This is a genomic window from Aeromonas sp. ZOR0001 (assembly GCF_000801015.1).
Taxonomy (GTDB): Bacteria; Pseudomonadota; Gammaproteobacteria; order Enterobacterales; family Aeromonadaceae; genus Aeromonas; species Aeromonas veronii.
On the sequence record NZ_JRJY01000017.1, the window covers coordinates 38,093 to 61,753 of the forward strand.

Genomic DNA, 23,661 nt, shown 5'->3' on the forward strand with positions numbered 1-23,661 from the left:
CAGGGGGATTTGAGTAACATTGAACATCCCCAAAGGGGATCTGCGAGAGTAAGCGAAGCATGCTTAAACCCGAACAGTCGAAACTGTTATTTATTAGAACCACCCTCATTCATATGAGAGGAAAAACCTGCCCTTTCCAAGAAGCATCTTACAATGTCATCAATAATAGTTAAAGTTGTCCGTGTCACAATTGACTAATCACTCTATAAAAAACTACGGCTGATATCATTGACTTGTCAGTTCAGTAGAAGCACCTCAGAACCGCAGATTCGATTAGCGAAGCGCAATCGGATGTTCGCGGTTTCGATAATACTGCACAGTCATTCCCCATCAACGCATCTATTGTGCTTATCTCCCCCACAAATGAGGCAACTCATATTGGTTGCCGTGAATCGAGGTTCCCCGTACCTCTCGGTGTTAAAGACTATTGCGTTGAGAAACCGTGCAGGTTGTGAAAAAGAGAAGGGGACAAATATTGCCCCCTTTATCCATTACGCCCGTCAGGGCCGATTTAACCGGCCTTGGCCACCATGGCTTTCAACTGCAGGAAGTATTGCTCGTAAAGGCGGGAGGCATCCCCTACATCGGACTGGAACTCGCCCTTGCGCTTGATCTCGTCGCTCGGGAAGACCATGGGGTTGTTGCGAAACGCCGGGGTGAGCAGGGGAATGGCATCCTTGACCGGAGTGGGGTAGCCAATCGCCTCGGCCACCTTGGCGGCCACATCTGGGCGCATCAGGAAGTTGATCAGGGCGTGGGCCTCTTTCACATGCTTGGCCTTGGCCGGGATGGCGAGGTTGTCCATCCAGAGCACGGCGCCTTCTTCGGGGTAGGTCATCTGGATGGAGGGGTATTCGCGCTGGGCGCCGTAGGCCGAGCCGTTCCACAGCATACCGATATTGACCTCACCGGCGATAAAGGGATCGGCCGGGTTGTCGGAGTTGAACGCCTTGACGTTGGGCATCAGCTTTTTCAGGTATTCGAACGCTTCGGCAATTTGCGCCTTGTCCTGGGTGTTGGGGCTGTAGCCCAGCTGCACCAGCGCGATATGGAACACCTCGCGGGCATCGTCCATCAGCAGCAGGCTCTCTTTCCACTCAGGTGCCCAGAGCTGTTTCCAACTGGTGACCGGCTGTTCGATGATATCGGTGTTGGTGCCGATCCCGGTTGCGCCCCAGATATAGGGGATGGAGTAGCGGTTGTCCGGGTCGTACTCGTGGTTGAGCAGGGTAGGGTCGAGGTGCTTGAAGTTGGGCAGCTGGGCGCGATCCAGCGGCTGCAGCATCCCCTCTTTGGCCATTTTCGAGATGAAATAGGTGCTGGGCACCACCACGTCATAGCCATCGCCATGGGTTTTCAGCTTGGCGTAGAGGGTCTCGTTGGATTCGTAGGTGGAGTAGATCACCTTGATGCCGGTCTCTTGCTGGAACTGCTCCAGCAGGCCGTCCGGCACATATTCCGACCAGTTGTAGAAGTAGACCACCTTGTCGTCGGCCGCGTGAGCGCTCTGGCTCAGCAGCGGGGTGGTGAGGGTGAGGGCGGCTGCCAGCAGGGCGCCGGCCTTGTGTTGGATTGTCATCAACAACTCCTTGGGGTTATGGGGCCTTGCGGCCCACCGTGACAGAGTTCGCCAAAGATGGCGGGGACGAAACGAGCAGGGTCAACCCTGCCGTTTACGCAGTAACAGTTGCGCCAGCAGCACCATCCCGAGGGAGGCGACCAGCATCAGGGTGGCCAGGGCGTTGACCTCGGGGGATACCCCCACCTTGACCATGGAGTAGATCTTGAGCGGCAGGATCTCGTAGGCCGGGCCGGTGACAAAGGAGCTCACCACCACATCGTCCAGCGACAGGGTAAAGGAGAGCAGCCAGCCCGCCATCACCGCCGGCAGGGCCAGCGGCAGTATGATGCGGCGCAGGATGATCCACTCGCCAGCCCCCAGATCCCGCGCAGCCTCCAGCATCCGCACATCGAAGCCACACAGCCGCGAGTAGACGGTGATCACCACGAACGGCAGGCAGAAGGTGATGTGGGCGATCAGCAGCGACCAGAAGCCCAGCGCAATGCCGGTGACCACAAACAGGGTCAGGAGCGAAATGGCCATCACGATATCGGGGGACATCATCACCACAAACAGCATGCCGCTCACGTACTGCTTGCCGCGAAAGCGGTAGCGAAACAGCGCCACGGCGGTGAGGGTGCCGATCAGGGTGGCCGCGGTGGCGGTGAGGGCGGCGATGGTCAGGGAGTGCTGGGCCGCCTGCATCAGGCTGGCGCTGGCAAACAGCTTCTCATACCAGCCCAGGGTAAAGCCGCGCCAGTCGATGCCATATTTCGACAGGTTGAAGGAGTTGGCGATCAGCACCCCGATGGGTACATAGAGATAGCCAAATACCAGCAGCAGAAACAGAGCTTTCAATGCGCGCATCATGCCAGCTCCCCCTTCTTGCTGAGCAGTTTGCCCGCCCGCCAGTAGCAGTAGACCAACAGCGCCATCAGCACCGTCAGCATCACGCTGATGGCGGCGCCAAAGGGCCAGTCACGGCTGTTGAGGAACTGGGTCTTGATCAGGTTGCCGATCAGCAGGTGCTTGGCGCCCCCCAGCAAGTCGGAGACATAGAACATCCCCATGGCGGGCAGGAACACCAGCAGACAACCGGCGATGATGCCGGGCAGGGTGAGGGGCAGAATGATCCGCACCAGCCGCTGCCAGCCGTTGGCGCCGAGATCTCGCGCCGCCTCCAGCAAACGGCCATCCAGCTTCTCGATGCTGGAGTAGAGCGGCAGCACCATAAAGGGGAGCAGCACATAGACCAGCCCGATGATGACGGCCACCTCGGTATACATCATCTGCAGCGGCCGTTCGATAAGCCCCAGATCCAGCAGCCAGCCATTGATCAGCCCCCGGGTGCCGAGCAGCACTTTCAGCGCATAGGTGCGGATCAGGGAGTTGGTCCAGAACGGCACCACCACCAGAAACAGCAGCAGCGGGCGGATACGCGCTGGCAGATGAGCCAGCAGCCAGGCAAAGGGGTAGCCCACCAGCAAGCAGATGGCGGTGGCGAGCAGCGCCAGCCAGAGGGAGTGGAGCAGCACCTCGAAATAGAGGGGGTCCAGCAGGCGGCCATAGTTGCTCAGGGTAAAGAGCGGCGCGATAAGCTCGGACTCGTCACGGGTCAGGAAGCTGACGCCGATGATCATCAGGTTGGGCAGGAAGACAAACAGCGTCAGCCAGCCCAGGATCAGCGCGATGGCTGTGTTGCGAAAGCCGTTGTGGGCAAAGCTGTGCGCTACCCGCAGATTAGTGAGGCTCATAGGGCAGCACCACCTCCCAACTGTCGACCCAGTGGATCGCCACCTCCTGACCCAGGCGATAGTCAAAGTCGGGGTCATCCTCGTCGAAGAACTCGGAGATAAGCAGCTGTTTGCCACTTTCGAGTTCAATCACCGAATCCAGCGTCGCCCCCTTGTAGTTGCGCTCGCGGATATTGCCCCGCAGCGCGCCGCTCTGATCGTCATCCTGATCGAGAATGCGCAGATCTTCCGGGCGCAGCAGCACCAGCACCTTGTCGTCTGGCTGGAACGGCAAGGCGGTATGGAGCAGGCATTCGCGCCCCTCTACCTCGGCCTGCCAGATACCGGGTGCGCGCTGGCTGATCAGTTTGCCATCCATCACGTTGATCTCGCCGATAAAGCGGGCCACGAACAGATTGGTTGGCGATTCGTAGATATCGCGCGGAGTGCCGCGCTGGATGATCTTGCCCCCCTCCATCACCAGGATGCGATCAGACATGGTGAGCGCCTCTTCCTGATCATGGGTAACGAAGACAAAGGTGATGCCAAGGCGACGTTGCAGCGCCTTGAGCTCGCTCTGCATCTGCTTGCGCAGCTTGTAGTCTAGCGCCGAGAGGGATTCATCGAGCAGCAGCAGGCGCGGCTTGTTGACCACGGCGCGGGCGATGGCGACCCGTTGCTGTTGGCCGCCGGAGAGCTGATCCGGGCGGCGGTTGGCCAGCTCGGTGAGCTGCACCATGGCGAGGGTCTCCTCGACCCGCTGGCGGATCTCGCTGGCAGGTACTTTCTGCATCTCGAGGCCAAAGGCGACGTTTTCAAACACCGTCATATGAGGGAAGAGCGCATAGCTCTGGAACACGGTGTTGATGTGCCTGTGTTCGGCGGGGATATGGGTGATCTCGTCACCGGCCAGATGGATGGTGCCACCGTCGACCGATTCTAGCCCGGCCAGCAGGCGCAGCAGGGTGGTCTTGCCACAGCCGGAGGGGCCCAGCAGGGTAAGAAATTCACCGTCATAGATTTCAAGGTCAAGGTCACTCAGGATCACCTTGCCATCGTATTTTTTGCTGATCTTGTTCAGCGCGACAATTACCTGTGGATTGTTCATCATCCGCCAGTCTCACCCCAGCCAGTGGCCATCGTGTTGAAAGAGGCCCGCATTCTATGCAGCCGACACATGAAATTAAAGGCTTTTTGGCCCGAATTAGCCGCAAGTGTGCAGGAAAAACGGCTACGAATAGCAGACCAAATCGCTATAATGTGCCACCTGATTTGGTCGTTTTCGATATTGGATAGTCAATTGAGTAATAAAATGCGTATTGGCGGCTCCCTTGAGCAGTCTCTGAACCAGGGCTACCGCCTTGATCTGAAAGGGGTCATCCAGGAGGGATGGCAACAGACCCGCCGTACCGGATTTGGCCTGCTGCTGGCGATTGTCGGGGTGACGGCGATCTGGATCCTGCTTAGCAATGTGCTGCTGTTGCCCTATCTGGGGGATGACAGCCAGATGAATGTGGCCATGGTGCTGAGCCTGCTGATGACGGTGGTGATGGCTCCCATGACCAGCTCCCTCGATATGCTGGGGTTGCAGCAGTCGGTCGGGGTGCGCGCCCGCGCCAACCAGGTGTTCGATTTCTTCCGCCACTTTGTACGCCTCGGCATGCTGAGCCTGCTTGGCAGTCTGCTCACCAGCCTGTTTGGCCCGCTATTCGATCTGCTGGGCTTGCCCGCCGTACTCTCTTTCATCCCCTCGGCCCTGATCGGTATGGGGCTGCTCTTTACCGTCCCGCTGGTGCTGGAGCGCGGCCTGACGCCGCCCCAGGCCATTCTGGTCTCTCTCAAGCTCTTTGCACGCGGCTGGCCCAGCATTGTGCTGTTCCACGGCGTGATGACCGCGCTCTTCTTCCTGGCTCTGATCCCCATGGGGTTGGGGCTTATCTGGGTGGCACCGCTCTATTTCAACTGCAAGGGGATCCTCTATCGGGATCTCTGCGGGGTGGGGGTAGAGGTTAACGAGGTGACAGAAGGCCCCAACCATTTCAATGCATGATGCAAAAGGACGTTGAATGACCCGTCGATATGGAGTGACCAAGGCTGTGCGCCAGAGTCTGCTGGGCACGCTCTTGCTGCCAGGGCTGGCGCTGGCTGAGCCGGTGCTGGATCTGCAATACAGCACCTTCTACAGCCAGATGAAGACCTTTGCCAAAGGGGAGTTTGGTCACGCCAGACTGGGGTTTTATCTGACCGATCCGCAAAATGGTCAGCGCTGTGGCCTCACCTTTGCCCGGGTTGCAACCGACAGCAAGGAAGTGGCGGGCGAGGTAACGGTCGATAGCGAACTGCGCCTGCCTTTTGATGAGGGTCTCAACCTCGACAAGGGGATCGTGACCGTCGGCCTGAAAGAAGAGCACGCCACTTGCGATATGACGGTACAGGTGATGGCCGATGCACCGAACGGACCCGAGCTGCCGCTGGCCGAGCTGGCGGCCCGTCAGCAGCAGATGCAGTCGCTGCTCGACAAGATGGCGGGCATGGTCGGCAAGCACTTCCTGCCGAAGATGGAAGGAATACGTATTACCCTGGTGCAGCAGAGCGGCACCGCCTATCTGATTGATGGCGCCCGTCAGGAAGCGCTGCCCTGGCAGGAAGGCCATCTGTTGCTTAGCAATGAGCAACTGGCCGCGTTCGCTGCCGGGCAACTGCGCCTGCAGGGTGACGTGCTGCGACTGACCCCCTGGCTGCACAAAGGCTGATGCTGGTGGTGCTGTCACGTTGATAACAGGCAGATCAAGAAAGCAAAAAAGGAGCGATGATCGCTCCTTTTTTATTGCGTGGCGTTTGCCCTGTGAGCGCGGCTTAGCGCACTTCAATCACATCCAGCATGTCAATCTCGTCGATATCCAGCAGCGGCGCCTTTGGCATCTCGGGCGGATCAAACGCCTTGTCGCCGCCATCTATGATGCCGGAGTCGCGGTTGATGCTCTTGAAGTCAAACAGCTTGTGGTCGAGCAGGTGGCTCGGGATCACGTCCTGAATGGCGGTGAACATGGTTTCGATACGACCGGGGAAGCGGCGATCCCAATCCTGCATCATCTGCTTGATGGCCTGACGCTGCAGGTTCTCCTGCGAGCCGCACAGGTTGCACGGAATGATGGGGAAGGCTTTGACGTCGGCGTAGCGGATCAGATCCTTCTCTTTGCAGTAGGCCAGCGGGCGGATCACCACGTTCTTGCCATCGTCGCTCACCAGCTTGGGCGGCATGGACTTGAGCTTGCCACCGTAGAACATGTTGAGGAACAGGGTCTCGAGGATGTCGTCGCGGTGGTGGCCAAGGGCAATCTTGGTGCAACCCAGCTCCTGGGCGGTGCGGTAGAGAATACCGCGGCGCAGCCGTGAGCAGAGGGAGCAGGTGGTTTTGCCTTCCGGTACCTTCTCTTTGACGATGGAGTAGGTATCCTCTTCGACAATCTTGTACTCGATGCCGAGGGAATCCAGGTACTCGGGCAGCACATGCTCGGGGAAACCGGGCTGCTTCTGATCCAGGTTGACGGCAACCAGATCGAAATGGATGGGGGCGCTGGCTTTGAGGCTCATCAGTATGTCGAGCATACCGAAGCTGTCCTTGCCGCCGGAGAGGCAGACCATGACCTTGTCGCCCTCTTCAATCATGTTGAAGTCGGCAATGGCCTGACCCACGTTGCGCCGCAGGCGCTTCTGCAGTTTGTTAAAACTGTATTTTTCTTTGGCGTTCAGCTCTTCTAGCATGCTCGTAAAACCCGGGACACAAATAAGCGCGTTATTATATCCATGTCCCGGGGGAGGGCAAGGTGCCAGGCACCTTATGATTGATTGCGACGACTGTCGACCGGGCAGCTGTAGTCGGCCGGTTTGAGGATCAGGATGTCGCAGGAGAGGCGGTCAATCACATGTTCGGCGGTATTGCCGAGCAAAGCTGCAGAAAGACCGGTACGGCCGACGCAGCCCATGATCATCAGGGTCGCCTTGAGCTCTTCGGCCATATCCGGCAACACCTCTTCCGGTAGCCCCTCTGCAACCCGGGTCCAGAGATGACCGATCCCGAACTTGTCGGCATGGCTGAGCAGCAGGCTTTCGTGGTGTTTGCGGATCGCTTCGTTATAGGCGTTGGGATCAAACTCCGGCAGCTCGATGGCCACGTTGACCGGGGTGCCCGGGTAGGTGTTGACCAGATAGAGATTGGAGCCCAGCAGCTCGGCGATGTCGCTTCCCTCCTGGGTGATCCGTTCGTTGAGCAGTTTCTGATCCGGATCGTCGCTTGAGCAGTTGATGGCGGCGATGATGTTGCCGCCCCGTTGCCAGTTGCCCTCCTTGACCAGCAGCACTGGACAGGGGCATTTGCGTAGCAGGTGCCAGTCGGTGGGGGTAAAGATGAAGGTTTGCAGGAAGCTGTGATGGTGAGTGGCTTTGACCACCAGATCGTGTCGCTGCTCCAGCACTTCCTGAATGACACACTCGAAGGGACGATTGTGCCAGACCACTTTCACTTCGCATTCGATCCCCTGTGCCCGATAGGGGGTCAGGATCTCGTCCAGCCACTCACGTCGCTGTGAAATGACGCCGTCGCGCATCTCTTGCCGCTCGTCCACCGAGAGCATGGCAGTCATTTCATACGAGAAGTCATAGATGGTGAGCAGCAGGGTCAGATGGGCGTTTTCGTCCAGCTCGGCGACTTTGACTGCCCGTTCGAGGGCGATTTGACGCTCCTCTTCTGGATTGATAACCACCAGAATATTCTGATATTTGACCATCTTCTCCTCCTTGGAAAAGTCCAATGACAGCAGAATCTTAGCCATTACAGCTTAGCGCAGGAGGAGGGTATGGGGAACGTACCGGATCACATTCCAGAGGAAAGGATCCGGCAGGGAAAGCAGGAGAAAAGTGAGCGGGTAAGCGGAAAATCAGCCGCAGGGCGGGCGAGTAGCACCGGCCATCATGCCAAGGGCGACCTGATCCAGCACGGTAATGTATTTGCCTTTGACGCTGATGAGACCGGACTTCTGGAAGCGGCCGAGCAGACGACTGATGGTCTCAACGGTCAGCCCCAGATAGTTGCCAATGTCACCACGGGTCATGGAGAGACGGAACTCCTTGGCGGAGAAACCGCGCTCGGAGAAGCGTACCGACAGATTGTGCAGGAAGGCGGCGAGGCGCTCTTCCGCATTCTTCTTGGAGAGCAGCAGGATCATCTCCTGATCGCCCATGATTTCGCTGCTCATCAGACGCATGATCTGCTGGCGCAGTTTGGGCATCTTGCCGGAGAGATCATCCAGCACTTCAAACGGGATCTCGCACACCATGGCCGTTTCCAGCGCCTGGGCGAAGGAGGGGTGGGCCTGCTTGTTGATGGCATCAAAACCGACCAGATCGCCAGCGAGGTGGAATGCAGTGATCTGCTCATCCCCTTGCTCGGTGATGGTGTAAGACTTGATGGTCCCGGAACGGATGGCATAGAGCGATTTGAACTCATCGCCAGCCTTAAACAGCTCTTCACCCTTCTGGATCGGCTTCTTGCGCTCGATGATGCTGTCCAGCTGATCAAGCTCGTTGTCGTTCAGAGTGAAGGGGATACAGAGCTGACTGATGCTGCAATCCTGGCAATGAATTGCACAGCCACCGCTCTGGATACGTCTGCCAGGTTTCTTTTCCGGGATCATAGGCTCATACGAATAATTGATTTATATCAAACAAGTTTACCATCAACTCATCCGTTTTGGATAGGGTTTCAAAAGGAAGCAATGCCAATCCAGAAGGTATGCACCCCGAACAAAATGAGCAGCAGGGCACCGCCAAGGCGCAAACTGCGCAGGGTGAGCCAGTGTCTCAGGCGATCAGCGAGTCCCCCGAGCGCGAACAAGGTGGGCAGGGTGCCGAGACCAAAAAAGAGCATGATCAGCGCCCCGCCACTGGCCGAACCGGCCGCCGCGCTCCAGGTCAGCATGGAGTAGACCAGCCCGCAGGGGAGCCAACCCCACACCATGCCAAAGGGCAGTGCCTGCACAGGTGAGGTGAAGGGGAGAAACTTGCCCGCCAGCGGTTTGATTCGGGGCCAAAGTCTTGCGCCGAGCCGCTCCAGCAGCAAGATCCCTTGCCACCAGCCCGCCAGATAGAGACCAAGCGCAATCATCAGCAGCGCCGCCACCAAGCGCAAGCCGGCAATAGCGTGTTTGCCTGCGCCCAGCTCGCTGGTTGTGGCGAGCAGGCCGCCCACCAGTGCACCTGCAATCACATAGCTCAGGATCCGGCCGAGGTTGTAGTTGAGCAGATAGGCGAGTCGCCCCCAAAAATGCTGCTTGTTGGCTGGGATCGCCATGGAGAGCGCGGCGGAGACGCCACCGCACATGCCAATACAGTGGGCAGAGCCTGCCAGTCCGACCAGCAGGGCGCCGGCCAGATCAAGGTTGTGGGTCATGGTCAGCAGGCTTTGCGGGTTTGTGGGCAGGTTGCTCTTCGTCAAACAGGATGTTGGAACCCTGCCGGTCGAGATCTTCAAACTGTTCGGAGCGAATGGCCCAGAAGAAGACGACCCCGGCGATGATCACAAACAGGATAGCGATGGGGATCAGGACAAAAATTATATTCATGAGAGGTACCTTGGCGTTCATCCTTGGCAAGCGTCCCCTATGGTAACCCTGTTCGGGCAGAGGGCCAGCCGCTATCAGTGAGAAATGTGGCCTGCATCGGAGGCAGGCCATATTTTCAGCTATTTTCCGCCACCAGCCTCATCGGTTGAGGCGCATGGAGTTGGTTACCACGATGAGTGAGCTGAGCGACATACCCGCCGCCGCCAGATAGGGGGGCAGCCAGCCGCAGGCCGCGAGCGGCAGCACCAGCAGGTTGTAACCGATGGACCAGGCGAAGTTCTCGATGATGATCTTGCGGGTACGCATTGCCAGCACTCTGGCCTCGAGCAGTCGGCTCAGGTCATCGGCCAGCAGGATGGCGTCGGCGCTGTTTTTCGCCAGATCGGTGCCACCAGCCATGGCAAACGAGGCGTGAGCGCCAGCCAGTACCGGGGCGTCGTTGATGCCATCGCCCACCATGATGCTGATATCCCCTTGGGTTTCCCGGGCCTTGAGGTAGGCCAGCTTGCCATCGGGTGAGACCCCCTTGACCAGCTCATCCACCCCCAGTTCCCGGGCAATCTCGTCTGCCTGCAAAGAGCTGTCGCCAGTCAGCACGGTAGTTTGCAGACCTGCCGCCTTGAATGCCGCGATCAGCGCCCTGGCATCGGGGCGCAGGGTATCTTCCAGATTGAAGCGGGCCAAGACCTGCTGCTCGTCGGCCAGATAGATAGCCAGACCGCGGCCGCGCTCTTGCGCCGGATCCAGCCCAAGCCAGCGGGCACTGCCGATGCGGTAGCGTACGCCATCCACCAGCGCTGTTATGCCGTGACCGATGACCGGGGTGATCTCGCGGGCGGATGGCAGCACACTGATACTGTCGGCAGGTAGCCGGAAGGCGCGGGCAATCGGGTGTTCGGATTGCGCCTCCATGGCCCGAGCGATGGCAAGGCATTGCGCCTCGTCCACGTCTGCCAAGGTGGTGGTGCCGGTCAAGCTGATTTCCCCTGTGGTCAGGGTGCCAGTCTTGTCCATCACGATCCGGTTGGCCTTGGTCAGCACGTCCAGCACATGACCACGGCGCAGCAGAATGCCGTTACGGGTCAGATTGGCGGTGGCCGAGGTCAGCGCCGTCGGGGTGGCCAGCGACAGGGCACAGGGGCAGGTGGCAACCAGCACGGCGAGGGTGACCCAGAACGCCTGATCCGGTTGATGGAAGTGCCAGAAGGTCCAGACCGCGGCGGCAATGATCAGCAGCACCAGAATAAAGTGGCGCGACAGCTGATCCGCCATCTGGGCGATGGCCGGTTTGTCGTCGAGGGCGTGATCCTGCAGCCGCATGATCTGGGCGATCCGCGACTCTTCAATACGGTGGCTGACCCGGATCTGCAGCGGCGCATCCGTGTTGATGGTGCCGGCATAGACCTGATCACCGCGCTGTTTGAGCAGGGGCAGCTGTTCACCGGTCAGCATGGATTCGTTGATGCTGGCTTGTCCTTCGACAATGATGCCGTCCGCCGGCAAGGTGGCGCCAGCCAGCACACGTACCCGATCGCCGACCTGCAAGGTCTTGGCTGCTACCTCATGTTCCCCTTCATCATCGATGCGGGTCGCCATGATGGGCACCAGTCGCGCCAGGTTGGAGCTCGATTCCGACGCCTTGCGCCGGGCCCGCAACTCGAGAAAGCGCCCCAGCAGCAGGAAGAAGACGAACATGGTGATGGAGTCGTAATAGACCTCACCGGTATTGAACACGGTGGCCCACATGGAGGCGATAAAAGCCCCGATCAGCGCCAGCGACACCGACACATCCATCGACAAGTGACCCTGTTTCAGGCTGCGCCAGGCACCCACGTAAAAGGGCTGGGCTGAATAGATCATGATGGGGGTAGAGAGCAGCAGGCTTATCCACTTGAAGTAGACCATGAACTCATCTTCAACGCTGATGAAGAGATCCATGTAGAGGGCCACGGCGCACATCATCACCTGCATCGAGCCAAGCCCTGCCAGTGCCAGCCGGAACATATAGCTGCGGACCTCTTTGGCGTAGAGCGCCTCCTGTTGATGGGTCTGAAACGGGTAGGCGCGATAGCCGATCTGGGCAAATCCCTTGAGGATGTCACTCAGGGAGAGCTGGTCCGGATCCCACTTGATGCGGGCCCGGTGGGTGGTGGTGTTGACATTGATGTAGCGCAGGCCGCCAAGAGTCATCAGGTGGCGTTCGATAAGCCAGGCACAGGCGGCGCAGGTTAGCCCTTCTACTGTCAGCTGGATTTCGCGAAGGGTACCGTTGTCGGTGACAAAATCCTGTTGCACTTCTGCCAGATCGTAGTGGGTGAGGGCGGCCAGCTCCTCGGGTACCAGATCCCCTTTGGTACCGGGGGCGGTGCGGTGGTCGTAGTAGCTGGCAAGGCCGCACTCCATGATGGTTTCTGCCACCGCCTGACAACCGGGGCAGCACATGGGGCGAACAATCCCCTTTATCTCGAGGGAATAGCCACTATTGGCGGGTACCGGCTCGCCACAATGAAAGCAGGGGGTCATGCGTTATGCCTCCCTGAATGCAGAATGCAAGCAGCAGGGGCACTGGCGAGCACCGGCTCGCCACAGTGAGAACAGCCGGTCATGGCTTAGCGTCCTTTCGGGTCGAGTTCGACAGGGGCCAGGGTGGGCAGCTGGACGGTCTCTTGCAATCGCCACTGGTGATCGAAGGCATCGACCCGAATGTGCCACTTGCCGACCAGCGGCTTGTCGAAATGGAGGCGATAGGTGCCGCTCGCATCGGCGGTGATCATGTGTTCGCTGTCCTGACCGGCCAAGGTCGGGTGGAACAATGAGAGATAGAGAGCTTGCCCGGCAGGAATGTCACCGCTGATGGGTTTGAGGGTCAGCTCGTTGCCGTCAACCTCCAGCCCAAAGCGGATATTGAGCGCTTCGGAGCGGTCAAACTTGCTCAAGTCCTGATTGATCTCTTTCCCTTGTTTGTAATAGTCCTCGGCCACCAGATTGACCCCATCCTTGCTGGCGATGATGGCGGTGGCGATGCTGCCAACAACGGCGGCAGTGGGGAGGGCGATGATAAACCAGGGCCAGAATTGGCGATACCACGGTTTGGATAGAGGTTGGGTCATGATTGCTACTGCCATGAAACGAATGATTAACGTGGAAGATGGTTTTTACGTAACACAAGATAACAAAAAGCCTCGAGGAGTCGAGGCTTTTTGCTGTGTAATCACGTGTTTATCACATGTTACGACTTATGTGAGCGACCTTTATTTAGCAGGCTGATGGGACAGGCTGTAAACGTAGGAGGCCAGCAGGTGAACCTTGTCCTCACCCAGAATATCTTTCCAGGCTGGCATCACGCCGTGACGACCGTGGGTGATGGTTTGTACCACCACTTCGCGGGAGCCACCGTAGAGCCAGGTGTTGTTGGTCAGATCTGGCGCCCCGACGGCAATACCGCCCTTGGCATCGGCACCGTGGCAAGCTGCGCAGATGGCGAAGCGGGCTTCACCTTTCTTCGCTTCCACCAGGTCAACCTTGCGACCGGAGAGGCTCAGCACATAGGAGGCCACTTCCTGAACGCCATCTTTGCCGAGGATTTCACCCCAGGCAGCCATGATCCCCTGACGACCGCCCATGATGGTGGTCTTGATTTGATCAGGCTGGCCGCCCCATTGCCATTCGCTGTCGGTCAGGTTCGGGAAGCCGCGGCCACCACGGGCATCGGAGCCGTGGCACTGGGAGCAGTTCTGCAGGAACAGACGCTGACCCACTTTCAGGGCTTCCGGATCCTTGGCGATCTCGGTGATGGCTCGATAGGTTTTGCCATCCGCTTCGTAGGTGAGTTCACGGAACTTGGCGCCGTAGATCTCGTCAGCCTTGGCGACCTCGCGGTCATACTCCACTGCGCGACCTTCGGCCTTAGCCGATTCGGTTGCAGCCTTGGACTCTGCCAGCGAGCGCACGTCCTGGTTGGAACTTTGCCAGCCCAGAAGGCCTTTGAAGTTGCCAAGCCCCGGGAAGGCGATCAGATAGACCAGACCGGTGACGATGAAGAAGAGGAACATGTAAGTCCACCACTTCGGCAGCGGGTTGTTGATCTCCTCGATGCCATCGAAGGAGTGACCCATCGATTTGCCTTCTTCAACACCCATCTTGTCCTTGCGGCACCACATCAGCAGCAAGAAGCAGCCGAGGATGGTTCCCAGACTGATGACAGTCACAAAAATGCTAAACAGAGTGCTCATTATTGTTTCGCTCCTGCGTTCTTTTTATCAGCACCGGGTTGCTCATCATCGGCAAAAACCAGATTGGCAGCCTCGTCGAAAGAGGTCTTGCGGCGTTTGCTGTAGGCCCAGACGATGATGCCAATCATGATGGCCATCAACAGCAAGGTATACAGACCGCGAAATGTGCCGTAGTCCATTTTCGCCTCCTTATTTCAGGGCATGACCCAGTGATTGCAGATAGGCCACCAGCGCATCCAGCTCGGTTTTACCCTTCACGGCTTCGCCAGCACCCTGAATATCGGCGTCGGTATAGGGCACACCGAAGTGATCGCGGAACAGCGCCAGTTTTTTGCCGGTCATCTCGCCAGTCAGCACGTTGGTATCAAGCCAGGGGTAGGCGGGCATGTTGGATTCCGGTACCACATCGCGCGGGTTGATCAGGTGAACCTTGTGCCACTCGTCGGAGTAGCGGCCACCGACACGGGCCAGATCCGGACCAGTACGCTTGGAGCCCCACAGGAAGGGGTGCTCCCAGACGCTCTCACCTGCGACAGAGTAGTGACCGTAACGTTCGGTTTCGGCACGGAACGGACGGATCATCTGGCTGTGGCAGTTGGTGCAGCCTTCGCGAATGAAGATGTCGCGCCCTTCCATCTGCAGAGCGGTGTAGGGCTTGAGGCCCTCCACCGGCTCGGTGGTTTGCTTCTGGAAGAACAGCGGAGTGATTTCAACCAGGCCCCCCAGACTGATTGCGAAGATGATGCCGACCACCAGCATGGGAACGCTTTTTTCAAATATTTCGTGACGGTTATTGTTGCTCATGGGTTGACCTCTTCAATCATGCTGGCTGGGCGACAGGTTCCAGAGAACCTTTGGGCGCAGTGATGGTGCGATAGGCGTTGTAAGCCATCAGCAACATGCCGGTGACGAAGAAGCAGCCACCCAGGAAGCGCACGAAATAGAAGGGATAGGATGCCTGCAGCGCTTCAACGAAGCTGTAGGTCAGGGTGCCGTCTTCGTTGACTGCACGCCACATCAGGCCCTGCATCACGCCGGAAATCCACATGGCAACGATGTAGAGCACGGTGCCCACAGTCGCCAGCCAGAAGTGAACGTTGATCAGCTTGACGCTGTACATCCGGCCCTGGCCGAACAGGTTCGGGATCAGATGGTAAACCGCACCGATGGAGACCATGGCAACCCAGCCCAGCGCACCGGAGTGAACGTGACCAACGGTCCAGTCGGTGTAGTGGGAGAGGGCGTTGACGGTTTTGATCGCCATCATCGGGCCTTCGAAGGTCGACATGCCGTAGAAAGAGAGAGAGACGATCAGGAAGCGCAGGATGGGGTCATAACGCAGTTTGTGCCAGGCACCGGAGAGGGTCATGATGCCGTTGATCATGCCGCCCCAAGAGGGTACGAACAGGATCAGGGACATCACCATGCCCAGCGACTGAGCCCAGTCAGGCAGTGCGGTGTAGTGCAGGTGGTGCGGACCGGCCCAGATATAGAGGGAGATCAGCGCCCAGAAGTGCACGATGGAGAGGCGATAGGAGTAAACCGGACGACCGGCTTGCTTGGGCACGAAGTAGTACATCATCCCCAGGAAGCCGGCGGTCAGCAGGAAGCCTACCGCGTTGTGGCCATACCACCACTGTACCATGGCGTCCATGGCGCCGGAGTACATGGAGTAGGACTTCATGCCGGAGAGCGGCACTTCCATGTTGTTGACAATGTGCAGCACGGCGACCGTGATGATGAAGGCGCCGAAGAACCAGTTCGCCACATAGATGTGGGAGGTGGTGCGCTTCATCAGGGTGCCGAAGAAGACGATGGCATAGGCGACCCATACCACAGTGATGGCGATATCAATCGGCCACTCCAGCTCGGCATACTCTTTGGCGGAGGTGTAACCCAGCGGCAGAGAGATGGCGGCAGAGAGGATGATTGCTTGCCAGCCCCAGAAGACGAAGGTTGCCAGTGGGCCACCAAACAGTCTGGTTTGACAGGTGCGTTGCACCACGTAGAACGAGGTGGCCATCAGTGCACTGACGCCAAAGGCGAAGATCACTGCGTTGGTATGGAGGGGCCGCAGACGACTGTAAGTCAGCCACGGGGTCTCGAAGTTGAGGGCAGGCCAGATCAACTGGGCTGCGATCAGTACGCCAACCGACATGCCGACAATTCCCCAGACAATCGTCATGACGGTAAACTGGCGAACAACGGTGTAGTTGTACTCAGGATGGTTAGTTGTATGGCTCATCGTTATATTCCGCTTCCGATGCTGCTGTTGTTTGGTTTTGTATCCGGAGGACCGGACTGGCTTCATCAGCCACCGCCGACCAGTTGTTAACATCTGTTAACGAAAGGAAAAGCAAAAGATGGCTAAATGAAAACTGCATGGGAATGATACTGAACTGACAGGTAAAATAACAGTATAAACAGTGATATATTTGGCTCCGTCCGGTCTCGATATGGCAGTTTTTTACCTTGTTCGAGATCACAAAAAACTATTTTAATTGCATCTTAATCGGGCTGTTTTTGATGAAAGAGAGACTTACCGCACGTAAAGTTTTGCACCTCGTACTGGTATTGGCGCTGTTATTGGCGCTGATGGCCTATCGCACCTGGTTTTCGGCCGATAACAGCGTCTCTGCTGACCAGAAAAAAGATCAAATTTGTGATCTTTCCCACACCCCTTGCAGCGCGCTGATTGGTGACAAGCCACTGACGGTCGCCATCAAGGAATTACCGCTGCGCGCTGAACATGACTTTGCCATCGCTATTACCGGCGGCGATCCGGCCATCAAACCGGTGAAAGCGACACTCGAAGGCAAAGATATGTTTATGGGCACCATTCCGGTGAGTTTTGAAGAAATAGACGGACAGTGGCAGGGGGTGACCCAGGTGGGGAGCTGTACATCACCCGTCATGATCTGGTTGTTAAATATCGAGTGGAGTAATGGTCAACGCCAGCAATTGGCGCTTTCCGTTGCCCGGGAATAACGGCGCAAGAGGTGGGGAGTGGAAAAAATATTTGAAATTTCCCGGCCAGGCGTTACCTTCCCCAAACCATCAGGGAGTGAAGTTCATTTAATCATGATTGAAAAACAACCGTTTTATCGCACCCTCAACCAGCAGGCCAAGGCGCTGCTGGAGGGGGAAACCGATCTGATTGCCAATTTGGCCAACCTCTCCGCGCTGCTGAATCAGGAGCTGGCGGAGATCAACTGGGTCGGTTTTTATCTGTTGCAGGGCGAGACCCTGGTATTGGGGCCATTTCAGGGTAAACCGGCCTGCGTGCGGATCCCGGTCGGCCGCGGGGTGTGTGGTACGGCAGTGGCAGAGGGGAGAACCCAGCTCATTGACGATGTCCACCAGTTCGACGGTCACATCGCTTGCGATGGCGCGAGCAACTCGGAAATCGTGATCCCGGTGCGCTGTGGTGGCGAGATCATCGGGGTGCTCGATATCGACAGTCCGATTTTTAACCGTTTCGACCAGGAAGACCGGATTGGCCTCGAAGAAACGGTGCAAATTTTGGAAAGCATGCTCTAAGTCATTGCTAGATGGTTCGCAAAAGGCCCCAAGCTCTCTATAATGGGGCCTTTGTTGTGCTCGGGACGTGCCCGTGCGTTTATATGAAAGCCAAGGTTATACATGGAAAACACTGAGAAGCTGAAGAACAGTAAAGAGATCGTTGCCTACCTGGTCGAGAAATTCCCGGCCTGCTTCGTTGCTGAAGGAGAGGCCAAGCCGCTCAAGATTGGCATCTTCCAGGATTTGGCCGAGCGTCTTGCTGACGATGCCAGAGTCTCCAAGACCATGCTGCGTTCCGCACTGCGTCAATACACCTCCAGCTGGCGCTACCTGCACGGTCTTAAAGCTGGCCTGGCTCGCGTTGATCTGGATGGCAACCCGGGCGAGCTGCTGACCGAAGAGCACATCGAGCACGCCAAGCAAGCTCTGAAAGAGAGCAAAGAGCGCGTATTCGCCAGCCGTCGTACCAATACCAAAGAGAAGGATGAGAAGGCCAAGAAGCCCCGTCGTCCTGCTGTGCGCAAAACCGAGAAAGCTGATGTAGCTGCCAAGCCGAAAGCTGCCGCCAAGGCACCGGTCGCTGACGCTCCGCTGGTTAAAGTGGATGCCGCTACGCTGAAAGTGGGCCAGGATGTGCGCGTCGTTATGGGTAAATTCCCGGTTCCGGCAACCATCAAGGAAGTAACCAAGGACGATGTACAGGTCCAACTGCAGACCGGCATTATGGTGCGGGTCAAATCAGAGCACTTGGTTCTCTAAGGAGACAAATGTTGAAGCATGGCGTAATTCGTTTTTCCCTCGTTGCCTGTAGCCTGGCGCTTGCCGGGCTTGCACAGGCCATCGAGCCGGTGCTCAAGGAGAGTGATTTGCCTGTGTTGGCTCAAGAGAGCCAACATGCTACGGCCAGCAAGCGAATTACCAATCTGTTTACCCGCTCGCACTACAAACAGTTCAAGCTGGACGATGCCTTTTCCTCCGTGATTTTCGATAAATATCTGGAGAATCTGGACTACAGCCGCAACCTGTTTTTGGCCTCTGATATCAGCCGTTTTGAAAAGTACCGTAACGGTTTTGACACCGACCTCGAAAGAGGCCGTCTGGCTCCCGCCTACGAGATGTTCAACCTGAGTCAGCAGCGGCGTTATGAGCGGTTCGAATACGCCCTCAAACTGCTTGATACTCCTTTCGATTTTACCCAGACCGACAACTATGTGTTTGATCGGGAAGGGGCGGCTTGGCCCAAAGATGAAGCAGAGCTCAACGAGCTGTGGCGTCAGCGGGTCAAGTTCGATGCTCTGAGCCTCAAGCTCAGCGGCAAGGAGTGGCCCGAGATCAAGGAGCTGCTTGGCAAGCGTTACAACAACGCCATCAAGCGGATGTCCCAGACCGAGAGCGAAGATGTCTTCCAGCTCTTCATGAACTCCTTCGCTCGCGCCATCGAACCACACACCAGTTACCTCTCACCGCGCAGTGCCGATCGTTTCAACACCGAGATGAACCTCTCGCTGGAGGGGATTGGTGCCGTGTTGCAGGCGGAAGATGACTTTACCGTCATCCGTTCTCTGGTGCCTGGTGGCCCGGCTGCCAAATCCAACCACCTCAAACCCGATGACAAGATCACCGGGGTAGGGCAGGAAGATGGCAAGATTGTCGATGTGATTGGCTGGCGTCTTGATGACGTGGTCGAGCTCATCAAGGGGCCCAAGGGAAGCAAGGTCAAGCTGGAAATCCAGCGCGGCAAGGGCGCAACCGCCAAGACCGAGCAGATCGAGCTGACCCGCGACAAGGTGCGCCTTGAAGACCGCGCAGCCAAGTCCAAGGTGATTAACGCCGAAGGCAAGAAGATAGGCGTCATCGAGATCCCGAGTTTCTACGTCAATCTGCATGACGACGTGATCAAGGAGCTCTCCAGCCTGAACAAGAAGAAGATCGATGGCTTGATCATCGATCTGCGCGGTAACGGCGGTGGCGCCCTGACCGAAGCTTCCGCCCTGAGCGGTCTCTTCTTTGCCAGCGGGCCCGTGGTGCAAATTCGTGATCACATGGGCCGTATCACGGTCAATGGCGATGACGATGGCAACGTCTACTACGGCGGCCCGATGTCGGTGATGATCGATCGCTACAGTGCCTCGGCCTCCGAGATCTTCGCTGCTGCCATGCAGGATTATGGCCGCGCCCTGATCCTGGGTGAAAACTCGTTCGGCAAGGGGACGGTGCAGCAGCATCGCAGTCTCGCCAAGGTCTATGACTTCTACGAGCAGCCGCTGGGTCACGTGCAGTACACCATCGCCAAGTTCTACCGGATCGACGGTGGCAGCACCCAGAACAAGGGGGTTGCGCCGGATATCAGCTTCCCGACACCGGTTGCTCCGGAAGAGACGGGCGAAAGCCGTGAGTTCAATGCGTTGCCGTGGGACAAGATTGCCTCCGCCAACTACGAGAAACTCGGCAACTTCGCCAGCGTATTGCCCAAGTTGCAGGCGGCGCACGATGCCCGGATCGCCAAGGATCCCGAGTTTGCCTATGTGATGCAGGACATCGCCGACTACAAGGAGGAGAAAGACAAGAAGTCGGTCTCCCTCAACGAGGCGGAGCGTGTTGCAGAGCAGGCGAAACAGGATGAGAAAGCGCTCAAACGTACCAACGAGCGTCTGGCACGTCTTGGCAAGCCGGCGGTGAAGAGTCTGGATGAACTGCCCGCTGATTTTGAAGCGCCCGATGAGTATCTCATCGAAGCGGCCAATATCACGGCAGATCTGGCCAAGGTCAGCAAACGCAGCTGACAAGGCGACCTCCAATGCACAAGGGCGACTGCGGTCGCCCTTTCTTTTTGTCTGTCGTATCTGACGTAATGCAAATTGTTTGACCCCGCCAGTTGGTTGTGACAGCCTCTTTCTCGCCTTTAACAAGCGTGGAAGCAGACAATAATGACCGATCACTCCCAGGCCATGACGGCCAAATATCGCCAGGATTATCAGGCGCCGCTCTACTGGATCGACACCATCGACCTCGATTTCCAACTGCAGGAGCCGCTGACCCAGGTCACCGCCATCACCCGCATTCGTCGCAACGGTGAGCACAATGCGCCGCTCGTCCTCGATGGTGAACAGCTGACTCTCAAGAGCGTTGCCATCGATGGCATTCCCTGTGACCACTACGAGCAAGGCGAGAGCACTCTGACCCTGTTCAACCTGCCGGCCGAATGTGTGCTGACCATTGTCACCCTGCTGGATCCGGCCGCCAACACTGCGCTGGAAGGGCTTTACAAATCAGGTGATGCCTACTGCACCCAGTGCGAAGCCGAAGGGTTTCGCCGCATTACCTATTATCTGGATCGCCCCGACATTCTGGCGCGCTACAGCACCCGCATTACCGCCGACAAAGCCCAGTTCCCCTTCCTGCTCTCCAATGGCAACAAGGTCGACTGCGGTGATCTGGATGGCGGCCGTCACTTCGTGCAGTGGCAGGATCCGTTTCCCAAGCCCAGCTACCTGTTTGCCCTAGTGGCCGGTGATTTCGATGTGGAGCGCAGCCACTACACCACCAAGAGCGGCCGCAAGGTGGCCCTCGAGATCTTCGTCGACAAGGGCAACCTCGATCGCGCCGGTTTTGCCATGGAGAGTCTCATCAACTCCATGCGCTGGGACGAACAGCGTTTCGGCCTTGAGTATGATCTCGACATTTACATGATCGTCGCGGTGGACTTCTTCAACATGGGCGCCATGGAGAACAAGGGGCTCAATATCTTCAACTCCAAGTTCGTGCTGGCCAATCCGGCCACCGCCACCGACAGCGACTACCACGGCATCGAACGGGTGATCGGCCACGAATATTTCCACAACTGGACCGGCAACCGCGTCACCTGTCGTGACTGGTTCCAGCTCAGCCTGAAAGAGGGGCTGACGGTATTCCGGGATCAGGAGTTCTCCTCCGATCTGGGCTCCCGTGGCGTCAACCGCATCAACAACGTGCGTACCGTCCGCGGCCCGCAGTTTGCGGAAGATGCCGGCCCCATGGCACACCCGATCCGCCCGGATGTGGTGATCGAGATGAACAATTTCTACACCCTGACCGTCTACGAGAAGGGGTCGGAAGTGATCCGCATGATGCACACCCTGCTGGGGGAAGATGCCTTCCAGGCTGGTATGCGTCTCTACTTCGAGCGTCACGACGGCTCGGCCGCAACTTGTGATGATTTCGTGCAAGCGATGGAGGATGCTTCCGGTGTGGATCTCGGTCGTTTCCGTCGCTGGTACAGCCAGTCCGGCACCCCCGAGCTGACCGTGACCGACGAGTACGATGTTGCGAGCGGTGTTTACCGTCTGCATGTGAGCCAGCACACCCCGCCGACTCAGGATCAGCCGCAAAAGCTGCCGCTGCATATCCCCCTCGATATCGAGCTATATGACGAGCAGGGTGCCGTCATTGCGCTGCAGTATCAGGGCAAGGCCATCGGTAACGTGCTCGATGTGCTGGAAGCGGAGCAGACCTTCGAATTCGATCAAGTGCCCGTCAAACCGGTTCCTTCTCTGCTGCGGGACTTCTCTGCGCCGGTCAAGCTGCACTATGACTACAGCGACGAAGCGCTCGCCTTCCTGATGCGCTTTGCCCGCAACGAGTTTGCCCGCTGGGATGCGGCCCAGATGCTGATCAACAAAGCGGTCATCGACGGGGTGGCGCGGGTCCAGCACGGGCAGGGGGTTGAGCTCTCCCAAACCCTGCTGGCCGCCTTCGTCGCCATTCTGGACGACAGCGATCTCGATTTGGCCCTCAAGGCGGAGATCCTGGCGCTGCCCGGTGAAGCGACCCTGGCCGAGCTGTTCGAGGTGGCCGATATCGATGCCATCCATCAGGTGCGCGATGCGATCCACACCCGTCTTGCCGAGGCCTTTGGTGCGCGCTTGGCGGCGACCTATCAGAGTCTGCGTCTGAGCGGCTATCAGGTGGTGCATGCCGACATGGCCAAACGGGCCCTCAAAGGGGTAGTGCTCGGCTATCTGGCGGCGCTGGATGTGGAGCATGCCGATGCGCTGGTGCGCGAGCAGTATGCAACTGCCGACAACATGACCGACACCCTGGCGGCGCTGCAGGTAGCCAACGGCTATCTGTTGCCATGCCGCGCTGCGCTGCTGGCCGACTTTGAAGGCAAGTGGGCCAAGGATGGACTGGTGCTGGACAACTGGCTGCGGCTGATTGGCAGCAAACCGGCTGCCGATGTACTCAGCGAAGTGAAACAGGCGATGAATCACCCCACTTTCAGTATTCGCAATCCGAACCGGCTGCGGGCGCTGATCGGCAGCTTCGCCATGAGCAATCAGGTGCAGTTCCATGCGGTGGATGGCAGCGGTTACCGCTTCCTGACCGATCTGCTGATCGAGCTCAACGAGGTCAATCCGCAGGTGGCCTCCCGCCTTATCACTCCGCTTATCCAGTTCAAGCGATTGGATGAGGCGCGCAAGGCCCTGATCCGCGCCGAGCTGACCCGTCTTGCCAACCTTGAGGGGCTGGCACGGGATCTGTTCGAGAAGGTCAGCAAGGCGCTGCAGCAGTAAGTGTCGACGGGGCAGGGGCGTGAATGCGCCTGCCCCCATTGTGTGATTTGTCGTGTGATCAGGAGCAAGCGTGAAGCAGTTTACTTTTCGGCTCTCATTGAATAGCGATGAGGTGATGCTGATGTATCAGGGCCATGCCAGACGGCTGGTGGTGCGCAGCGAACAGGGATTGACCCTGGAACTTGGCATAGAAAAAATACGGCCCTTTGTCGCCATCAATGGTGTGCATGGCTACTTTCGGCTCAAAACCCAGGACGATTACCGCTTTATCAGTCTCGAACGCATAAATTAACAAAAATCGAACAGATTACCGACTGTTTATCTGCTTTGCGTCACTATCTATCCGGTAAACTGGCACAAAGGTAGTGGGAATTTCTGTATTTTTGGTTATTTGCAAAATTTCTCACAGTTTAAGCCGTGATCTGCACCTTGTTTTTAACA

General features: G+C 57.7%; 23 protein-coding genes. 8 read left to right on the top strand and 15 right to left on the bottom strand.

Going from position 1 to position 23,661, the window contains the following annotated elements; translation table 11 throughout:
- Nucleotides 1–511 precede the first annotated feature (511 nt).
- The 4 genes from L972_RS02280 to potA form a co-directional block, all read right to left on the bottom strand.
- Entirely contained in the window at nucleotides 512–1,579 is a 1,068-nt protein-coding gene (locus L972_RS02280; protein WP_005345409.1) for an extracellular solute-binding protein, read from the bottom strand.
- A gap of 81 nt (nucleotides 1,580–1,660) precedes the next feature.
- Nucleotides 1,661–2,431: a spermidine/putrescine ABC transporter permease PotC gene (gene potC / locus L972_RS02285; protein ID WP_005336644.1), complete on the bottom strand. Its 771-nt coding sequence runs from the start codon at nucleotides 2,429–2,431 to the stop codon at nucleotides 1,661–1,663.
- A complete protein-coding gene (potB, locus tag L972_RS02290; protein ID WP_052200020.1) occupies nucleotides 2,428–3,315 on the bottom strand; it encodes a spermidine/putrescine ABC transporter permease PotB in 888 nt (295 codons plus the stop codon). Before potB ends, potC begins: the two co-directional genes overlap by 4 nt.
- On the bottom strand, nucleotides 3,302–4,405 hold the full coding sequence (gene potA, locus L972_RS02295; protein WP_047435025.1) for a spermidine/putrescine ABC transporter ATP-binding protein PotA: 1,104 nt from the start codon (nucleotides 4,403–4,405) through the stop codon (nucleotides 3,302–3,304). Before potA ends, potB begins: the two co-directional genes overlap by 14 nt.
- Nucleotides 4,406–4,606: 201 nt before the next feature.
- On the opposite strand from potA, the gene L972_RS02300 reads away from it, so the two are divergent.
- Entirely contained in the window at nucleotides 4,607–5,344 is a 738-nt protein-coding gene (locus L972_RS02300; RefSeq protein WP_005351939.1) for a hypothetical protein, read from the top strand.
- Nucleotides 5,345–5,360: 16 nt separating this feature from the next.
- Nucleotides 5,361–6,047, top strand: coding sequence for a DUF2987 domain-containing protein (locus L972_RS02305; RefSeq protein ID WP_047435028.1), 687 nt, complete (start codon nucleotides 5,361–5,363; stop codon nucleotides 6,045–6,047).
- A gap of 103 nt (nucleotides 6,048–6,150) precedes the next feature.
- Here L972_RS02305 and ttcA read toward each other — a convergent pair whose 3' ends face one another.
- From ttcA to ccoN, 11 genes are all read right to left on the bottom strand, one after another.
- Nucleotides 6,151–7,059, bottom strand: a complete 909-nt coding sequence (ttcA, locus tag L972_RS02310) for a tRNA 2-thiocytidine(32) synthetase TtcA (protein ID WP_047435032.1) — start codon at nucleotides 7,057–7,059, stop codon at nucleotides 6,151–6,153.
- 74 nt (nucleotides 7,060–7,133) lie between these two features.
- Nucleotides 7,134–8,081, bottom strand: coding sequence for a universal stress protein UspE (gene uspE / locus L972_RS02315; RefSeq protein WP_047435033.1), 948 nt, complete (start codon nucleotides 8,079–8,081; stop codon nucleotides 7,134–7,136).
- Between the two features lie 150 nt (nucleotides 8,082–8,231).
- Complete coding sequence (locus tag L972_RS02320) at nucleotides 8,232–8,987, bottom strand: FNR family transcription factor (RefSeq protein ID WP_005351934.1); 756 nt, start codon at nucleotides 8,985–8,987, stop codon at nucleotides 8,232–8,234.
- Nucleotides 8,988–9,055: 68 nt separating this feature from the next.
- Nucleotides 9,056–9,742 carry a sulfite exporter TauE/SafE family protein gene (locus tag L972_RS02325; RefSeq protein ID WP_047435036.1) on the bottom strand — a complete coding sequence of 229 codons (687 nt, stop codon included), beginning with the start codon at nucleotides 9,740–9,742 and terminating at the stop codon, nucleotides 9,056–9,058.
- The gene (ccoS, locus tag L972_RS20480; protein WP_081990675.1) at nucleotides 9,726–9,914 is read right to left on the bottom strand and encodes a cbb3-type cytochrome oxidase assembly protein CcoS; all 189 of its coding nucleotides are present in this window, start codon (nucleotides 9,912–9,914) and stop codon (nucleotides 9,726–9,728) included. Before ccoS ends, L972_RS02325 begins: the two co-directional genes overlap by 17 nt.
- Nucleotides 9,915–10,052: 138 nt before the next feature.
- Nucleotides 10,053–12,437 (bottom strand): heavy metal translocating P-type ATPase, encoded by a 2,385-nt coding sequence (locus tag L972_RS02335; protein WP_047435042.1) that lies wholly within the window; start codon nucleotides 12,435–12,437, stop codon nucleotides 10,053–10,055.
- 86 nt (nucleotides 12,438–12,523) lie between these two features.
- Nucleotides 12,524–13,024, bottom strand: a complete 501-nt coding sequence (locus L972_RS02340; RefSeq protein WP_005345427.1) for a FixH family protein — start codon at nucleotides 13,022–13,024, stop codon at nucleotides 12,524–12,526.
- A 141-nt stretch (nucleotides 13,025–13,165) separates the two neighbouring features.
- Nucleotides 13,166–14,146, bottom strand: coding sequence for a cytochrome-c oxidase, cbb3-type subunit III (gene ccoP / locus L972_RS02345; RefSeq protein WP_047435046.1), 981 nt, complete (start codon nucleotides 14,144–14,146; stop codon nucleotides 13,166–13,168).
- Nucleotides 14,146–14,325 carry a CcoQ/FixQ family Cbb3-type cytochrome c oxidase assembly chaperone gene (locus L972_RS02350; RefSeq protein WP_005336620.1) on the bottom strand — a complete coding sequence of 60 codons (180 nt, stop codon included), beginning with the start codon at nucleotides 14,323–14,325 and terminating at the stop codon, nucleotides 14,146–14,148. Before L972_RS02350 ends, ccoP begins: the two co-directional genes overlap by 1 nt.
- A 10-nt stretch (nucleotides 14,326–14,335) precedes the next feature.
- Entirely contained in the window at nucleotides 14,336–14,950 is a 615-nt protein-coding gene (gene ccoO, locus L972_RS02355) for a cytochrome-c oxidase, cbb3-type subunit II (RefSeq protein WP_021230095.1), read from the bottom strand.
- A gap of 16 nt (nucleotides 14,951–14,966) precedes the next feature.
- Nucleotides 14,967–16,391: a cytochrome-c oxidase, cbb3-type subunit I gene (gene ccoN, locus L972_RS02360; RefSeq protein WP_005336616.1), complete on the bottom strand. Its 1,425-nt coding sequence runs from the start codon at nucleotides 16,389–16,391 to the stop codon at nucleotides 14,967–14,969.
- A gap of 281 nt (nucleotides 16,392–16,672) precedes the next feature.
- Between ccoN and L972_RS02365 the strand changes: the two genes are divergently transcribed.
- The 6 genes from L972_RS02365 (at nucleotide 16,673) to L972_RS02390 (ending at nucleotide 23,512) form a co-directional block, all read left to right on the top strand.
- On the top strand, nucleotides 16,673–17,134 hold the full coding sequence (locus tag L972_RS02365; protein ID WP_005351925.1) for a hypothetical protein: 462 nt from the start codon (nucleotides 16,673–16,675) through the stop codon (nucleotides 17,132–17,134).
- A 93-nt stretch (nucleotides 17,135–17,227) separates the two neighbouring features.
- Nucleotides 17,228–17,686, top strand: a complete 459-nt coding sequence (locus L972_RS02370; protein WP_047435051.1) for a GAF domain-containing protein — start codon at nucleotides 17,228–17,230, stop codon at nucleotides 17,684–17,686.
- 102 nt (nucleotides 17,687–17,788) lie between these two features.
- A complete protein-coding gene (gene proQ, locus L972_RS02375; RefSeq protein ID WP_047435054.1) occupies nucleotides 17,789–18,427 on the top strand; it encodes an RNA chaperone ProQ in 639 nt (212 codons plus the stop codon).
- Nucleotides 18,428–18,435: 8 nt separating this feature from the next.
- A complete protein-coding gene (gene prc, locus L972_RS02380; RefSeq protein ID WP_005351922.1) occupies nucleotides 18,436–20,451 on the top strand; it encodes a carboxy terminal-processing peptidase in 2,016 nt (671 codons plus the stop codon).
- Between the two features lie 144 nt (nucleotides 20,452–20,595).
- Nucleotides 20,596–23,220 carry an aminopeptidase N gene (gene pepN, locus L972_RS02385; RefSeq protein WP_047435057.1) on the top strand — a complete coding sequence of 875 codons (2,625 nt, stop codon included), beginning with the start codon at nucleotides 20,596–20,598 and terminating at the stop codon, nucleotides 23,218–23,220.
- Between the two features lie 70 nt (nucleotides 23,221–23,290).
- Nucleotides 23,291–23,512 carry a DUF2835 family protein gene (locus L972_RS02390; protein WP_005351919.1) on the top strand — a complete coding sequence of 74 codons (222 nt, stop codon included), beginning with the start codon at nucleotides 23,291–23,293 and terminating at the stop codon, nucleotides 23,510–23,512.
- Nucleotides 23,513–23,661: the final 149 nt, after the last annotated feature.